13 protein-coding genes and 1 tRNA gene are annotated in these 14076 nt (G+C 69.2%); 8 read left to right on the forward strand and 6 right to left on the reverse strand.

Translation table 11 applies throughout. The features are described from left to right. Positions 1-87: 87 nt before the first annotated feature. Positions 88-411, forward strand: a complete 324-nt coding sequence (locus tag OG963_RS17465) for a multidrug efflux SMR transporter (protein WP_030915586.1) — start codon at positions 88-90, stop codon at positions 409-411. Here the strand turns inward: OG963_RS17465 and OG963_RS17470 are convergent. The 3 genes from OG963_RS17470 to OG963_RS17480 are packed head-to-tail and all read right to left on the reverse strand — an operon-like array spanning position 341 to position 4448. Then, on the reverse strand, positions 341-2485 hold the full coding sequence (locus OG963_RS17470; protein ID WP_093772674.1) for an ABC transporter ATP-binding protein: 2145 nt from the start codon (positions 2483-2485) through the stop codon (positions 341-343). The two genes, OG963_RS17465 and OG963_RS17470, sit on opposite strands and share 71 nt — an antisense overlap. Further along, positions 2482-3435 (reverse strand): ABC transporter permease, encoded by a 954-nt coding sequence (locus OG963_RS17475; protein WP_319738766.1) that lies wholly within the window; start codon positions 3433-3435, stop codon positions 2482-2484. Before OG963_RS17475 ends, OG963_RS17470 begins: the two co-directional genes overlap by 4 nt. 23 nt (positions 3436-3458) lie before the next feature. Next, positions 3459-4448, reverse strand: coding sequence for an ABC transporter permease (locus tag OG963_RS17480; protein ID WP_093929414.1), 990 nt, complete (start codon positions 4446-4448; stop codon positions 3459-3461). Between the two features lie 247 nt (positions 4449-4695). On the opposite strand from OG963_RS17480, the gene OG963_RS17485 reads away from it, so the two are divergent. After that, entirely contained in the window at positions 4696-6387 is a 1692-nt protein-coding gene (locus OG963_RS17485; protein ID WP_093772680.1) for an ABC transporter family substrate-binding protein, read from the forward strand. Between the two features lie 22 nt (positions 6388-6409). On the opposite strand, the gene OG963_RS17490 is transcribed toward OG963_RS17485, so the two are convergent. Then, entirely contained in the window at positions 6410-7018 is a 609-nt protein-coding gene (locus tag OG963_RS17490; protein ID WP_093772682.1) for a TetR/AcrR family transcriptional regulator, read from the reverse strand. Positions 7019-7138: 120 nt separating this feature from the next. On the opposite strand from OG963_RS17490, the gene hisN reads away from it, so the two are divergent. Together hisN and OG963_RS17500 are read left to right on the forward strand one after the other, a co-directional pair. Beyond that, a complete protein-coding gene (gene hisN / locus OG963_RS17495; RefSeq protein WP_030915581.1) occupies positions 7139-7939 on the forward strand; it encodes a histidinol-phosphatase in 801 nt (266 codons plus the stop codon). A 183-nt stretch (positions 7940-8122) separates the two neighbouring features. Further along, positions 8123-8524: a cyclic nucleotide-binding/CBS domain-containing protein gene (locus OG963_RS17500; protein ID WP_030915577.1), complete on the forward strand. Its 402-nt coding sequence runs from the start codon at positions 8123-8125 to the stop codon at positions 8522-8524. Positions 8525-8605: 81 nt separating this feature from the next. Here the strand turns inward: OG963_RS17500 and OG963_RS17505 are convergent, their stop codons facing one another. Beyond that, positions 8606-10075: a catalase gene (locus OG963_RS17505; RefSeq protein WP_371799221.1), complete on the reverse strand. Its 1470-nt coding sequence runs from the start codon at positions 10073-10075 to the stop codon at positions 8606-8608. A 149-nt stretch (positions 10076-10224) separates the two neighbouring features. On the opposite strand from OG963_RS17505, the gene OG963_RS17510 reads away from it, so the two are divergent. From OG963_RS17510 to OG963_RS17525, 4 genes are all read left to right on the forward strand, one after another. Beyond that, on the forward strand, positions 10225-10644 hold the full coding sequence (locus OG963_RS17510; protein WP_093772686.1) for a Fur family transcriptional regulator: 420 nt from the start codon (positions 10225-10227) through the stop codon (positions 10642-10644). Between the two features lie 361 nt (positions 10645-11005). Beyond that, positions 11006-11827 (forward strand): ABC transporter ATP-binding protein, encoded by an 822-nt coding sequence (locus OG963_RS17515; protein ID WP_093772688.1) that lies wholly within the window; start codon positions 11006-11008, stop codon positions 11825-11827. Next, the gene (locus OG963_RS17520) at positions 11824-12696 is read left to right on the forward strand and encodes an ABC transporter permease (protein WP_093772690.1); all 873 of its coding nucleotides are present in this window, start codon (positions 11824-11826) and stop codon (positions 12694-12696) included. Before OG963_RS17515 ends, OG963_RS17520 begins: the two co-directional genes overlap by 4 nt. 44 nt (positions 12697-12740) lie before the next feature. Continuing rightward, entirely contained in the window at positions 12741-13886 is a 1146-nt protein-coding gene (locus OG963_RS17525; RefSeq protein ID WP_319328837.1) for an ABC transporter substrate-binding protein, read from the forward strand. Positions 13887-13967: 81 nt separating this feature from the next. Here OG963_RS17525 and OG963_RS17530 read toward each other — a convergent pair. Then, positions 13968-14041 (reverse strand) — tRNA-Met (locus tag OG963_RS17530). Positions 14042-14076: the final 35 nt, after the last annotated feature.

A 14076-nucleotide genomic window follows, 5' to 3' on the forward strand; every position in this document is an offset into this window, starting at 1 on the left:
CGGCACGTTTGCGATCTGCTGCTACCGGTAAGTGCATAATCGCACGCAGCGGGACAGGGCAGTCACCGACGTGGGAGGGCACCGACGATGGCGTGGCTGCTGGTCGTGGTCGCGGGGCTTCTGGAGACCGGCTTCGCTGTCTGTCTGAAACTGTCGCACGGCTTCACCCGGCTCTGGCCGACCATCGCCTTCTGCATCTTCGCGCTCGGCAGCTTCGGTCTGCTGACCCTGTCCCTGAAGAAGCTCGACGTGGGGCCCGCCTACGCCGTGTGGACGGGCATCGGCGCGGCGGGCACCGCGATCTACGGCATGGTCTTCCTCGACGACGTGGTCTCCACGCTCAAGCTGGTCTCGATCTCCCTGGTGATCCTGGGCGTGATCGGACTCCAGCTGTCGGGCTCGTCCCACTGACCGCCAGGGGGCGTCCGGGGAAGTGACAGGCGGCACTGTGCCCGGCCGCCTCCCCGACCGGTACGTCGCGCTCGCAGCGTTCCCTGTCCTCCCCGCCCAGTTCCGCGTACACCGGGCAGCGCGACCGGAACCGGCAGCCCTCGTACCGCCGCGTCGGGCTCGGCGGATCCCCGGCCAGCAGAATGCGGGTGCGGCGGCGCTCGCGCTCCGGGTCGGGCAGGGGCACGGCCGACAGCAGCGCCTGTGTGTACGGATGGCGGGCCCGCTCGAAGACCTCCTCGGCGGTGCCTGTCTCGACCGTACGGCCGAGGTAGACGACGCTCACCCGGTCCGCGATGTGCCGCACCACCGAGAGATCGTGCGAGACGAAGAGGTATGCGAGTCCCAGCTCGGCCTTGAGCCGCTGGAGCAGGTTGAGCACCCCGGCCTGTACGGACACGTCGAGCGCGGACACCGGTTCGTCGAGCACGAGCAGGTCCGGTTCGACGGAGAGCGCGCGGGCGATCCCGATGCGCTGCCGCTGCCCACCGGAGAACTCGTGCGGGAAGCGGGTGGCGTGCGCCGGTTCGAGTCCGACCTGGGTGAGCAGTTCGGGGATCCGCCGGGCCACGGTGGCGCGGTCCGCTCCCTGGGTGCGCAGCGGCTCGGCGACGATGTCGCCGACCGGCATCCGCGGGTCGAGGCTGGCCATCGGGTCCTGGAAGACGATCTGGACCCGGCCGCGCAGCGCCTTGCGGTCGGCCTTGGACAGTCCGTCGAGGGACCGTCCGAAGAGCTCGATGTCCCCGCCTTCGGGGCGGACGAGGTTCAGCAGTTCGAAGAGGGTGGTGGACTTGCCGGATCCGGACTCCCCGACGAGCGCGAGCGTCTCACCGCCCCGGATGGAGAGGTCCACGCCGTCGACCGCGTGGATGGAGCCGACACGCCGTTTGAACGCGGTCCCCTTGAGGACGGGGAACGTCTTGGTGAGCCCGGTGACGCGCAGCACCTGACCGCCGGGGGAGGCGGCACGTTCGGGAACGGACGGGACGGGGAAGACCTCCGCCGGGGTGAGGCCCCGTTCGGCGATCTCGTCGGCCCGTACGCAGGCGGCGAGATGACTTTCGTCGGCCGTGTCCGCGGCCGCGAGCGCGGGCTCTCGCGCCGTGCAGCGTTCCTCGGCCAGCGGGCAGCGGGGGGCGAAGGCGCAGCCCGACGGCAGCCGGCCGGCCGAGGGCGGTGCGCCCGGGATCGGGACGAGCACGTCCGAAGGGCCGTCGATCCGCGGTACGGCACCGATCAGGCCGAGCGTGTACGGCATCCGGGGCCGCCGGAAGAGTTCGGCCGCCGCTGCGGTCTCGACGACCCGGCCTGCGTACATCACCGCGACCCGGTCCGCCGCTCCCGCGATCACTCCGAGGTCATGGCTGACCAGCAGCAGCGCGGCACCCGTCTCGCGCTGCGCGGTGCGCAGCACGTCCAGGACCTGGGCCTGGACGGTGACGTCGAGGGCCGTGGTCGGCTCATCGGCGATGATCACATCCGGGTCGTTGGCGACGGCCATCGCGATCATGGCGCGCTGCCGCATCCCGCCGGAGAACTCGTGCGGGAACCCCTGCGCCCTGGTGGCCGGCTCGGGAATGCCCACGAGGTCGAGCAGGTCGACAGCTTCCGCACGGGCGCGCTCGCGGGAGACGTCGCGGTGGGTACGTATGGCCTCTGCGATCTGGTCGCCGATCCGGTAGACCGGGGTGAAGGCGGAGAGCGGGTCCTGGAAGATCATGCCGATACGGCTGCCGCGCACGGAGGAGAGCACCCGGTCGGTGGCGCCGACGAGTTCGGTCCCGTCCTCGCCCGCGGCTCCGCTCCCGGCGATCCGGACCGATCCCCGTACCCGCGCATTGGCCGGCAGCAGCCCGAGCACGGCCAGTGCGGTGGCGGACTTCCCCGACCCGGACTCCCCCACCAGGCCGAGCACTTCGCCCCGGCGCAGTGTGAAGTCGACGCCCCGCACGGCGGGCGCCCCGTCGAAGTCGACAGCGAGACCGGAGACGTCCAGCACCACGTGTGCCTGTCCGTCAGTCGTCGTACTCATCGGTCGGTCTCCTCGCTCTGAACAGCCGTCCGAGCCGTTGAACGGCTGCGCCCGCTCGTCGGATCGAGGGCGTCGCGCAGTCCGTCGCCCACCAGGTTCACCGCGAGGACGAAGACGATGAGCAGCCCCGCGGGGAAGAAGAACATCCATGGGTAGGTCACCGCGGCGCCGGTCGTCGAGGCGATGAGCGTGCCGAGCGAGACATCGGGCGCCTGCACGCCGAAGCCGAAGTACGACAGCGCGGTCTCGCTCATCACCGCGCCGCCGACCGCGATGGTCGCGTCGATGATCAGGAAGGAGGCGACGTTCGGCAGGATGTGCCGCCAGATCACCCGGAACGGCCCGACGCCCATGTACCGTGCGGCCCGCACGAATTCGCGCTCCTTGAGGGAGAGCGTCATGGACCGCACCACCCGAGCGGTGATCATCCAGCCGAAAACGGCGAGCAGCCCGACGAAGGCGAACCAGCCGCCGCCGCGCAGCCTCGGCGAGATGATCGCGATGATCAGGAACGCCGGGAAGACCAGCAGCAGATCGACGCCGAACATCAGGATCCGGTCCGGCCAGCCCCCGAAGTACCCGGCGCAGGCGCCGACCAGCGAGGCGAGCACGGTCGAGAAGAATGCCACCAGCAGCCCGATCAGCAGCGACTTCTGGAGTCCGCGGACGGTCTGCGCGAAGACGTCCTGCCCGATACGGTTGGTCCCCCACCAGTGCCTTGCGCCCGGGCCCTCGCGCAGCGAGGCGTAATCGATGTGGCTGTAGTCCCAGTCGCTGATCAGCGGTCCGACGAAGGCGAGCAGGAAGAGCAGCAGAAGGATCGTCCCTCCGGCGAGTGCACCGCGGTTGCTCACGAAGCGGCGCAGCACCACTGCGGCGCGGCCGACCGGCCGCAGCGGCTCGGCTCCTCCGGCCGCCGCGTCGGCGGCGGTCTCGATGACGGCGGTCATGGCAGTCGTACTCCTCCGGCTGTTCAGGTTGAGGCGTTCCGGATACGCGGGTCGAGCGCGGCGTGCAGGAGATCCGCGAGGAAGCCGGACAACAGGACCATCACGGCGGCGAACACATTGACGGCGACCACCGAGTTGACGTCGTTCTTGCCGACGGAGGCGACGAACCACTCGCCCATGCCGTGCCAGCCGAAGATCGTCTCGGTGAAGGTGGCACCGGTGAACAGCGCCAGGAAGCCGTAACTGAAGTAGGTCGACATGGGGATGAGCGCCGTGCGCAGCCCGTGCTTGAGCAGCGCGGCGGGGCGGGTGAGTCCCTTGGCCTGCGCGGTGCGCAGATAGTCGGAGCCCAGGACGTCGAGCATGGTGGAGCGCTGGTAGCGGCTGTAACTCGCAATGGTGCCGAGGGCGATGGAGACGGTCGGCAGCAGCAGATGCACCGACCTGTCCTTCAGCACGGTCCAGAACCCGGAGTCCACGCCGGGGCTCTTCTCGCCGGTGAACTGGATGGCCTCGGTGCCGGTCTTCTGGTTGAACCAGATCGCGCCGATCTTCAGGAGCACCGCGAGGAGGAAGACGGGGGTGGAGAGCAGGACGAACGAGGCGAGAGTGACCAGTCGGTCGGAGAGCCGGTACTGGCGTACGGCGGTCCAGGCGCCGACGAGCACGCCGACGACGGTCCCGAGGACGGTGCCGAGCAGAAGCAGCCGAAGGCTGACCCCGATCCGTCGCCCGAACTCCGCACCCACCGAGGTCCCGTCGATGGTCCGCCCCAGATCGCCGCGGACCGCGCGCCCGGCCCACTGTCCGAACCGGGTGAGCAGCGGCTCGTGGTCATTGACCCCGAGAGCGGTCAGGTGATGGTCGACGGACCTGGGCGAGAGCGGCGGCTGGCGCCCCTCGTAGTACGCGCGCGGGTCGAGCGCCAGGGAGGCGAGGAGGTAGGACAGGCAGACGGCGGCCAGCAACAGCACGGCGTAGTAGCCGAGTCGCTTGGCCAGAAAGGCGGCCACAGGTGTTGGTCCTCCACAAGGGCGGTCACAAGGGTCGTGCAGGAGCCGGCTGGCCGGATCGCGCCCACGGCCGGCTCCTTCGGCGCAGGTCTGCCCACCGCCCCAGCTTGACGGTGTTTTGTTGCGGACATGCAAAGAAACCATGAAACCACCCCGGCTGCCCTCCCACCAGCCCGAAGATCGACTTACGGTCGCCGCAGCCTGCGGTCCCGATCGGACCGCGCCCGAACCGGAGGAATGGAAACCGATGCGCAGAACCACCGTGATCGCCATCGCCGCAGCCCTGTCGGCCGCCTTGGCGGTGACCGGCTGCGACTCCTCCGGCGCGGACGGCAAGGCACCGAAGAAGCAGGCGGCGCCCAAGGCCGACGGCCAGGACATCAACGCCCACCCGCTCAGCGACCTCAGGCAGGGCGGATCGGTCAAGGTGCCGATCACCCAGTGGATCACCCAGTACAACTACAACACCGTTGACGGCTCGCAGGGCGATGCCATGGAGATCAGCGCGCTCGTCCTGCCGGACCTTTTCGACTCGGACGCCAAGGGCGCCATCCATGCCAATCCGAACTTCCTGGCCTCGGCGAAGGTCGTCTCCGACAGCCCGCAAGTGGTGGAGTACCAGCTGAACCCGAAGGCCAAGTGGTCCGACGGCAAGCCGCTGAGCTGGAGGGACTTCGAGGCCCAGTGGAAGGCCCTGAACGGCTCGGACGAGGCGTACGAGGCGGCCGACACCTCGGGATACGACCAGATATCCAAGGTCGAGCAGGGCAAGGACGCCCACGGCGTGAAGGTCACCTTCACCGAGCCGTACGCCGACTGGCAGCGGCTCTTCGACCCGCTCTACCCGGCCGCCTACATCGACACCCCGGAGAAGTTCAACAAGGGCTGGTCGGAGAAGGTCCCGGTCTCGGGCAACGCCTTCAAGATCGGTGAGTACGACAAGACGGCGCAGACCATCACAGCCGTTCCGGACCCCAAGTGGTGGGGCAACAAGCCCAAGCTGGACTCGGTGATCTACCGGGTGCTGGATTTCTCCGCGATGACCGACGCCTATCTCAACAAGGAGACGGACTCGGCCACCGCGCTCCTCCCGGAGGACTACAAGCGCCTGGTCGACGCGCCGGGCACGGAGATCCGGCGCGGCGCCCGCTGGGACGAGGTGCACATCACCTTGAACGGCGGCCGGGGACCGCTGAAGGACGTGAAGGTGCGCAACGCCCTGCAGGCGGCGATCGACCGCAAGGGCATCAACGCCAGCTTCAGCAAGGACCTCTCCTTCGAACTGAAGCCGCTGGACAACCACTTCTTCATGCCCAACCAGGTGGGCTACCAGGCCAACGCAGGGGCATACGGTGAGTACGACGTCGAGAAGGCGAAGAAACTCCTCGACGAGGCCGGCTGGAAGGACGCCGGCGAGGGCAAGCCGCGCACCAAGGGCGGCAAGCAGCTCACGCTCGACTACGCCCTGAGCGCGGGCGGCACCTCGGCCCAGACGGACCAGGCGGAGCTCGTGCAGCAGCAGCTGGGTGTCATCGGCGTGAAGGTGAACATCAAAAAGGTCCCGGCGAACGACTTCTTCAACAAGTTCGTCAACACCGGAAACTTCGACCTGGTCAGCTTCCGCAACGTCGACCAGGTGTATCTGACCATGTCGTACCCGGTGTACCGGCAGCCGAAGGGCAAGAACCTCTTCCAGAACTTCGGTTCGGTCGGCTCCCCGAAGATCGACGAACTGCTGTCGAAGGCCGCACAGACCACCGACCGGGCCGCGGCGGCCAAGCTCTACAACGAGGCGGACGTCGAGATCTGGAAGCTCGGTCACTCCATCGAGCTCTATCAGCGCCCGCAGATCGTCGCCGTCCGCAAAAACCTGGCGAACTACGGCGCCGAGGGCCTGGCCTCCGTCGACTACACCAAGGTCGGCTGGCTGAAGAAGTAGCGTGCCACCGGTGGCCCGCCCGTCACCCGGCGGGCCACCGGTCCACCACCTCGCGCACCAGCGGCGCGGCGTCCGTGGGGACGGAGGACGCGGCAACCGCGTACGACAGCGCGAGGCGCAACGCGATCTCGCAGGTCACGGCCAGCGCCGCCAGGTCGTGCGGCGGGCGCCCCCCGTCCAGGGCGGCCACCGCGCGGTCGCGCACCAGGACGAGGAGCTCGCCCGGGGTCGGTGGCCCGGCATCGGCCCGCCGCTGCGCCGGTACGGGCGAGGAGGGCGGCCCCGAGAGACGGGCGGGGCGGGGTAACCGCTCGCCCCAGCAACCCGTGAGCAACGCTCTGACCAGAGTGTTCGTACGAGCGGCCCGGACCGTCCAGGCGGCGGTCGCGGCCAGTCTGTCCTCCGTGCCGCCGGGCGATTGCAAGGCCCGCTCGACACCGGCGAGGTAGCCGTCGGCAGCGCGCCGGACGAGAGCCCGGGCCAGGCCGTCCTTGCTCCCGAACTCGTTGTAGAGGGTCTGCCGGGAGACTCCTGCGGCGGACGCGACGTCGACCATCCGCACCGTCGCCCAGGGCAGAGTGCTGAGCGCCGAGAGGGCGGCGTCCAGCAATGCTTCTCGCGCTGCAGGCATCGTCGCCTCCCACGCCAGGGGTCTGCGATTCAGAGTTGACGCGCACTCCCGCACTGTCAAGAGTTCACGCACCCACAGGGTCCTGTGGCTCTGTTCACCTGCGGTCGATACTGTGACGACATGCCCGATTACCACGATGATCTGCGCCTCGCCCATGTGCTGGCGGACGCCGCCGACGCGACGACGATGGACCGGTTCAAGGCTCTCGACCTCAAGGTCGAGACCAAGCCGGACATGACGCCGGTGAGCGAGGCCGACAAGGCCGCCGAGGAGCTGATCCGCGGTCACCTCCATCGGGCTCGCCCGCGCGACGCGATCCTCGGCGAGGAGTTCGGGATCGAGGGCACCGGCCCGCGCCGTTGGGTCATCGACCCGATCGACGGCACCAAGAACTACGTGCGCGGTGTGCCGGTCTGGGCGACGCTGATCTCGCTGATGGAGGCGGGCGAGAACGGCTTCCAGCCGGTGGTGGGCGTGGTGTCGGCCCCTGCGCTGGGCCGCCGCTGGTGGGCGGCGAAGGGTGCGGGGGCGTTCTCCGGCCGTAGCCTCACCTCCGCGACCCGGCTGCACGTCTCGAAGGTCGAGCGGATCCCGGACGCCTCGTTCGCGTACGCCTCGATGACCGGCTGGGAGGAGCAGGGCCGGCTCGACGGGTTCATGGATCTGACCCGGGCCTGCTGGCGTACGCGCGGGTACGGGGACTTCTGGCCGTACATGATGGTCGCCGAGGGTTCCGTGGACATCTGCGCGGAGCCGGAGCTCTCGCTCTGGGACATGGCGGCGAACGCGATCATCGTCCAGGAGGCGGGTGGCCGGTTCACCAGCCTGGACGGGGTGCCCGGTCCGGGCGGCGGGAACGCGGCAGCCTCGAACGGGCTGCTCCACCACGAGCTGCTGGGATATCTGAACCAGCGCTACTGATCCGGCGCCGCTACGAGGCGTACGGGCTCCCGAGGGGCGTGCGGGCCATTTCCGCACGCCCCTCGAATGATCTCCACGCACCCCTTGTTGGAGTCCCCCAAGGATGCAACGCTAAGAGTCCCCCCACTTGTGAACTTGTGAATCGGCTCACGTGGTCGCTTCACGAAGGAGGTGGCTCCCTTCATGCTCGTCCGTGACGCCATGAGCACGATGGTCCTCACCATCGGCCCCACCCACACGCTCCGCCAGGCGGCCCAGCTGATGTCGGCCCGCCGCATCGGCGCAGCCGTCGTCCTCGACCGGGACACCAGCGGACTCGGCATCCTCACCGAGCGCGACATCCTCAACGCGGTCGGCGCCGGCCAGAACCCCGACTCCGAGACCGCGTCCACCCACACCACCACCGATGTGGTCTTCGCCGCGCCCGGCTGGACCCTGGAGGAAGCCGCGGAGGCCATGACGCACGGCGGCTTCCGGCATCTGATCGTGCTGGACGACCACGGGCCCGTCGGTATCGTCTCCGTCCGCGACATCATCCGCTGCTGGGCGCCCACCAGGCGCCACCCGGTGGAACTGGTCGGCTGACGCCCCTGCGCACGTACGGCCGGTGGGCCACCCCCCTCGACGATGAGGGTGGCGGCCCACCGGCACCGGCAGCCGTCCGTACTAGCCGCGAAGGGCCTGGACCGCGGCCTCCAGCCGCTTGCCGAAGTCGCCGTCCGCCTGGCGGAAGTTGTTGATCGCGCGCTCGGCGATGTCGTCGCGCGAGACCTTGGCGATGAACCCGGCGAGGTTGTCGATCAGCCGGGCCTTCTCGTCCTCGGAGAGGAGCCGGTACAGGGTCCCGGCCTGTACGAAGTCGTCGTCCTCGGCGTGGCGCGGGGCCTCGTGCGTACCGGTCTCACCGGTGACGGAGGTGGGCTCCCACAGCGGACGGTCGGTCTGGACCGGACCGCCGAAGCTGTTGGGCTCGTAGTTCTTCGCACCCTTGTGGCGGCCGTCGTACAGGTGGCCGTCCCGGCTGTTCGTCCGCGCCTCGGTGGCGTGCGGACGGTTCACGGGCAGGTGGTCGGCGTTGATCCCGACGCGGTAGCGGTGGGCGTCGCCGTAGGCGAAGAGGCGGCCCTGGAGCATCTTGTCCGGGGACGGGCCGATACCCGGCACGAAGTGCGCGGGGCTGAAGATCGACTGCTCGGTCTCCGCGAAGATGTTCTCGGGGTTGCGGTTGAGCTCCAGCTTCCCGATCTCGATCGGCGGGTAGTCCTCGTGCGGCCACACCTTGGTGAGGTCGAACGGGTTGAAGCGGTACGTGGCCGCCTCGGACGCGGGCATGATCTGGACCTGCAACGTCCAGGACGGGAAGTCGCCGCGCTCGATCGCCTCGCGCAGATCGCGCTGGTGGCTGTCCGGGTCCTCGCCGGCGAGCTTGTTGGCCTCGGCCTGTGTGAGGTTCTTGATGCCCTGGTCGGTCTTGAAGTGGTACTTGACCCAGAAGACCTCGCCGGCCTCGTTGTTCCACTGGTACGTGTGCGAGCCGTACCCGTTCATGTGACGCAGCGTGGCCGGGATGCCGCGGTCACCGAAGAGCCAGGTCACCTGATGGGTGGACTCGGGCGACAGGCCCCAGAAGTCCCAGACGTTGTCCGCCTCCTGCGAGCCGGTGTACGGATCGCGCTTCTGGGTGTGGATGAAGTCCGGGAACTTGATGGCGTCCTTGATGAAGAACACCGGGGTGTTGTTGCCGACGAGGTCGTAGTTGCCCTCTTCGGTGTAGAACTTCAGCGCGAAGCCACGCGGGTCGCGCACCGCGTCGGCGGAGCCGAGGCTGCCCGCGACGGTGGAGAAGCGCAGGAACGTCTCCGTCTGCTTGCCGACCTCGGAGAGGAACTTGGCACGCGTCCACTGCGAGACGTCGCGGGTCAGCGTGAAGGTGCCGTACGCACCCGCGCCGCGGGCGTGCACGATCCGCTCCGGAATGCGCTCACGGTTGAAGTGCGCCAGCTTCTCCAGCAGTGACTGGTCCTGCACCAGGACCGGCCCGCCGACGCCTGCGGTCTGACTGTTCTGGTTGTCGGCGACCGGCGCGCCGGCCTCCGTGGTGAGCGGTCCCTGCGTCACGTGCGCCTCCTGCGTCATTCCTGCACATCCGTCATGTCCTGATGTCCGCACAGCCTGCCCCCTGCGTTATCGGTCTTGATCCTACATTGGACTAAGTCCAAGTCAACTAGAGGTCCAAAATCACACCCGTTCGGAACCAGGGCCGCCTCGCTGTTAGGCTTGCTCGTATGAGTGACCTGTTGGAACGACTCCGCGGACGCGGCTGGCGCATGACCGCGCAGCGGCGTGTCGTCGCCGAGGTCCTCGACGGGGACCATGTGCACCTGACGGCCGACGAGGTCCACGCCCGGGCCGTCGCCAAGCTGCCGGAGATCTCCCGCGCCACCGTGTACAACACTCTCGGCGAGATGGTGTCGCTCGGCGAGGTCATCGAGGTGGCCACCGATCACCGCGCGAAGCGCTACGACCCGAACGCGCACCGCCCCCACCAGCACCTGGTCTGCGCCCGGTGCGGCGCCATCCGCGACGTACACCCGGCGGGCGACCCACTGGCGGACCTGCCGACGGACGAGCGGTTCGGTTTCACGGTCTCCGATGTCGAGGTGACATACCGGGGCATCTGCCCGAACTGCGCCGCGGCGGCCTGAGACAAGACGAAGGGCCCGGTGCGAGTGACACCCGCACCGGGCCCTTCCGCATTCCACCCACCCGGGACCGGGCCTGCGCACCTCACCGGCCGTTCCGGGTGCGGAACCATTTCGGCGGACACCCGCAGCACCTGCCGGAGCACCTGCCGGAGGGGCGTGCGGCCGGCCGCACGCCCCTCCCTCACCGGATGCGACCGGACGGCGACAGCCAGGTAGGCCACTGAAGCCGCAGCCCCGGCGGTGGCCGCAGCCATCCACTCCACGCGCACCCCCTTCCTGAATCTGACGGACCGTCATATTGTCGGCGGCGATCGCGTCCGCCCCGCGGCGGATCCACACCTCGACCGTGCGAGGAGAGACCGTGGGAGATCCGCACCCGACCACACCGTCACTCACCCCACCGCCCACACCCACCGCCCCCACGCTCCGGGCCCAGGCGCTCACCCGCACGTTCGGGCGCGGCGCCAAGGCGCTCACCGCCCTCGGCCCCGTCGATCTCGACATCGCGCCCGGCGAGTTCACCTGCATCGTCGGCCCCTCCGGCTGCGGCAAGTCCACCCTGCTGCGGATCGCCGCCGGGCTGCTCCGTCCCAGCACCGGCGAGCTGTCCATCCGCACGGCATCGCCCCGCCCGGCCGCCATGATCTTCCAGGACTACGGCATCTACGACTGGAAGACCGTTCTCGCCAATGTCCGGTTCGGCCTCGACGTCCAGCGCGTACCGCGCAAGCAGGCCGATGCCAGGGCACGTGACTGGCTCGCCCGGATGGGGCTCTCCGAGTTCGCCGGCGCCTATCCAGCTGCTCTCTCAGGCGGGATGCGGCAACGCGTCGCGATCGCCCGCGCCCTCGCCGTCGAACCCGAAATCCTGCTGATGGACGAGCCGTTCGCGGCGCTCGACGCCCAACTGCGGACGATCCTCCAGGACGAGCTGCTCGACCTCACCCAGACCACCCGTACCACCACGCTCTTCATCACCCACAGCCTGGAAGAGGCGATCGTCCTCGGTGACCGGGTACTGGTGATGTCCGCCAGGCCGGGCCGGATCATTGCCGAACGCCGGCCGCCGTTCGCCCGTCCGCGCACCGGCGACGTCCGTTCGGCACCCGAATTCACCGCGCTGAAGAGCGAGTTGTGGGAACTGCTGCGCGGCGAGGTCCGCAAGGAGGTGATCCCGGCATGAGCACCGCTGTGAAGGAAACACCCCAGGAGGGTGGAACCGTCCTGGTGCGCAGGCCGGGCCCGCGGGAGCTGCATCCCGTACGCACCCATCGCAGGCGCCGCGCCCTGGAGCTGGCGCTCGCCGTCGCCGTGCCGCTGGTTCTCGTCCTGCTCTGGCAGCTGGCCGCCGCCCGGTCCTGGATCGACGACCGCGTCTACCCTGCCCCGTCCACCATCCTTGCGGACGGCTGGGACCGGGCGGCCGACGGCGATCTGTGGCCGGATGTGTGGGCCACGCTCAAGCGGGTCCTCGGCGGCTATGCGATCGGGACCGTCGCCGGGTACGCGCTCGGCCTGCTGATGGGGTCGCTCTCGCTCGTACGCGCGGCGCTGGAGCCGTTGCTCGACGCCCTGTACGTCGTACCGAAGCTGGCCCTGCTGCCGGTCTTCCTCAACATGTTCGGCCTCGGCGAAGGGCCGCAGATCGCTCTGGTCGCCGCCACGGTCTTCTTCTTCGTCTGGATCTCCACGATGGCGGCCGTCCTCGCCGTCCCGATCGGTCACCGCGACGCCGGTCAGGTCTTCGGCGCCTCGCCCTGGCAGATGTTCCGGCACGTGCTGCTGCCCGCCTCGCTGCCCGCGGTGCTGGTCGGCGCGCGGATCGCGGCGGGCGTGGCCGTCCTGGTCATCGTGGCGTCCGAGCAGATCGCGGCGGCCGACGGGCTCGGCCATCTGATCTTCGACTCCCGGGCACTGTTCCGGAACGACGTGATGTTCGTCGGCATCGTCTGCGTGGCGGTCCTCGGCGTCGTCTTCTCCGAAGTGGTGCGGATCGCCGGACGGCTGCTCACCCCGTGGGCGCCGCGCGACCGCGGCCGCAACCAGTCGTGAACGGCACCCCATCGGCTCCACCGAGTTCTTCGTACGGAGGCACTGTGCGCACACGTACCCCTCTCATCTGCACGCTGGCGCTCGTCACGACATCGCTGCTCGCCGCGGCGGGCTGCGCCAAGAACGATTCCGGCAGTGGCGGCGCCGATGTCGCGCCGCGCACCGTCAAGCCCGTCGCCGGCTGCGGCGCCGGCAGCTGGACCGACCCGGCCGATCTGGCGGCCGACCGCACACCGGCCCGCTGCGACAAGGGCGCGCCCGCCCCTCGACCGCTGGCGAAGAAACGGAAGATCACCGTCGCCACCGGCACACTCAGTGCGGAGTACGTCGCCCCGCTCCAGGTCGCCGTGGCGAAGGGCGAGTTCACCAAGGAGGGCCTGGACGTCGAACTGAAGGTTCTTCCCACCCCGGACGCCTTGCCACTGCTCGCCAAGGGCGATGTCGACGCCCAGTGGGCAGCCCCCGAGGCGGCCGTGATGAACGGCATCAACGGCGGCTTCGACATCAAGTGGGTGGCAGGGAACTTCTCCCCCGATCCCACCTCCAAGAGCGGCCTCTGGGTGCGCCTCAAGGAGGGCGAGAGCGCCGAACACGTCGACATGGCGGGCCGCAGGATGGGCACGATGATCGGCAAGGGCTCGGTCATCGCGTATCCGATGGACACCTCGCTGCAGAAACACGGCGGCGGCCTCGACAAGATCAGTTTCCAGCAGCTCGGCTCCGCGGACGTACTGACCGCCCTGCAGAACGGCGGCGTGGACTCCGCCTGGCTGCTCGACCCGGTCTGGCGCAAGGTGGACGGCGACAAGCGGTACGCGTTCCTGGGCGGCCAGCCGGTCGGCGAACCGCTCGGCGGTCTGCTCTTCGGCCCGACGCTGCTGACCGAGGACCCGGATGCGGGTGTCGCCTTTCTCCGCGCCTACATCCGGACGGTGAACACCTATTTCGCCGGGGACTACAAGTCCGATCCCGCCTTCGTGACGGAGCTTGCGAAGCTGATGAAGATCGACGAGGCGACGCTGCGGTCGACGCCGTCCATGCGGATGGACTGGGAGATCCGGAAGGGCACGACGGACCGGCTGCAGCAGGCGTACAGCGACGCGGGCGTCTCGGAGGGGAAGCCGCCGGTACCGGAGGAGAAGGCCGTCGACCGGGCGATGTACGGGGAGGCGGTGGGCCACAGGCTCTGACGCGGCGCCCGAACGGCATGCGCAGAAGGCGGCATGCACAGAAGGCCGGATCCTCGAAAGGATCCGGCCTTCTGTCTTCAGTAGCGGGGACAGGATTTGAACCTGCGACCTCTGGGTTATGAGCCCAGCGAGCTACCGAGCTGCTCCACCCCGCGTCGTGAACACAACATTACGTGACGCCCTGGACCAG

It is taken from the genome of Streptomyces sp. NBC_01707 (genome assembly GCF_041438805.1).
In the GTDB taxonomy this organism is placed as follows: domain Bacteria; phylum Actinomycetota; class Actinomycetes; order Streptomycetales; family Streptomycetaceae; genus Streptomyces.

Coding starts and splice junctions, on each gene's coding strand:
- OG963_RS17505 (WP_371799221.1), bottom strand. CDS start 10,075: ATGACGCAGGAGGCGCACGTGACGCAGGGACCGCTCACCACGGAGGCC.
- OG963_RS17520 (WP_093772690.1), top strand. CDS start 11,824: ATGAGCACCGCTGTGAAGGAAACACCCCAGGAGGGTGGAACCGTCCTG.
- hisN (WP_030915581.1), top strand. CDS start 7,139: ATGCCCGATTACCACGATGATCTGCGCCTCGCCCATGTGCTGGCGGAC.
- OG963_RS17485 (WP_093772680.1), top strand. CDS start 4,696: ATGCGCAGAACCACCGTGATCGCCATCGCCGCAGCCCTGTCGGCCGCC.
- OG963_RS17465 (WP_030915586.1), top strand. CDS start 88: ATGGCGTGGCTGCTGGTCGTGGTCGCGGGGCTTCTGGAGACCGGCTTC.
- OG963_RS17470 (WP_093772674.1), bottom strand. CDS start 2,485: ATGAGTACGACGACTGACGGACAGGCACACGTGGTGCTGGACGTCTCC.
- OG963_RS17475 (WP_319738766.1), bottom strand. CDS start 3,435: ATGACCGCCGTCATCGAGACCGCCGCCGACGCGGCGGCCGGAGGAGCC.
- OG963_RS17500 (WP_030915577.1), top strand. CDS start 8,123: ATGCTCGTCCGTGACGCCATGAGCACGATGGTCCTCACCATCGGCCCC.
- OG963_RS17490 (WP_093772682.1), bottom strand. CDS start 7,018: ATGCCTGCAGCGCGAGAAGCATTGCTGGACGCCGCCCTCTCGGCGCTC.
- OG963_RS17510 (WP_093772686.1), top strand. CDS start 10,225: ATGAGTGACCTGTTGGAACGACTCCGCGGACGCGGCTGGCGCATGACC.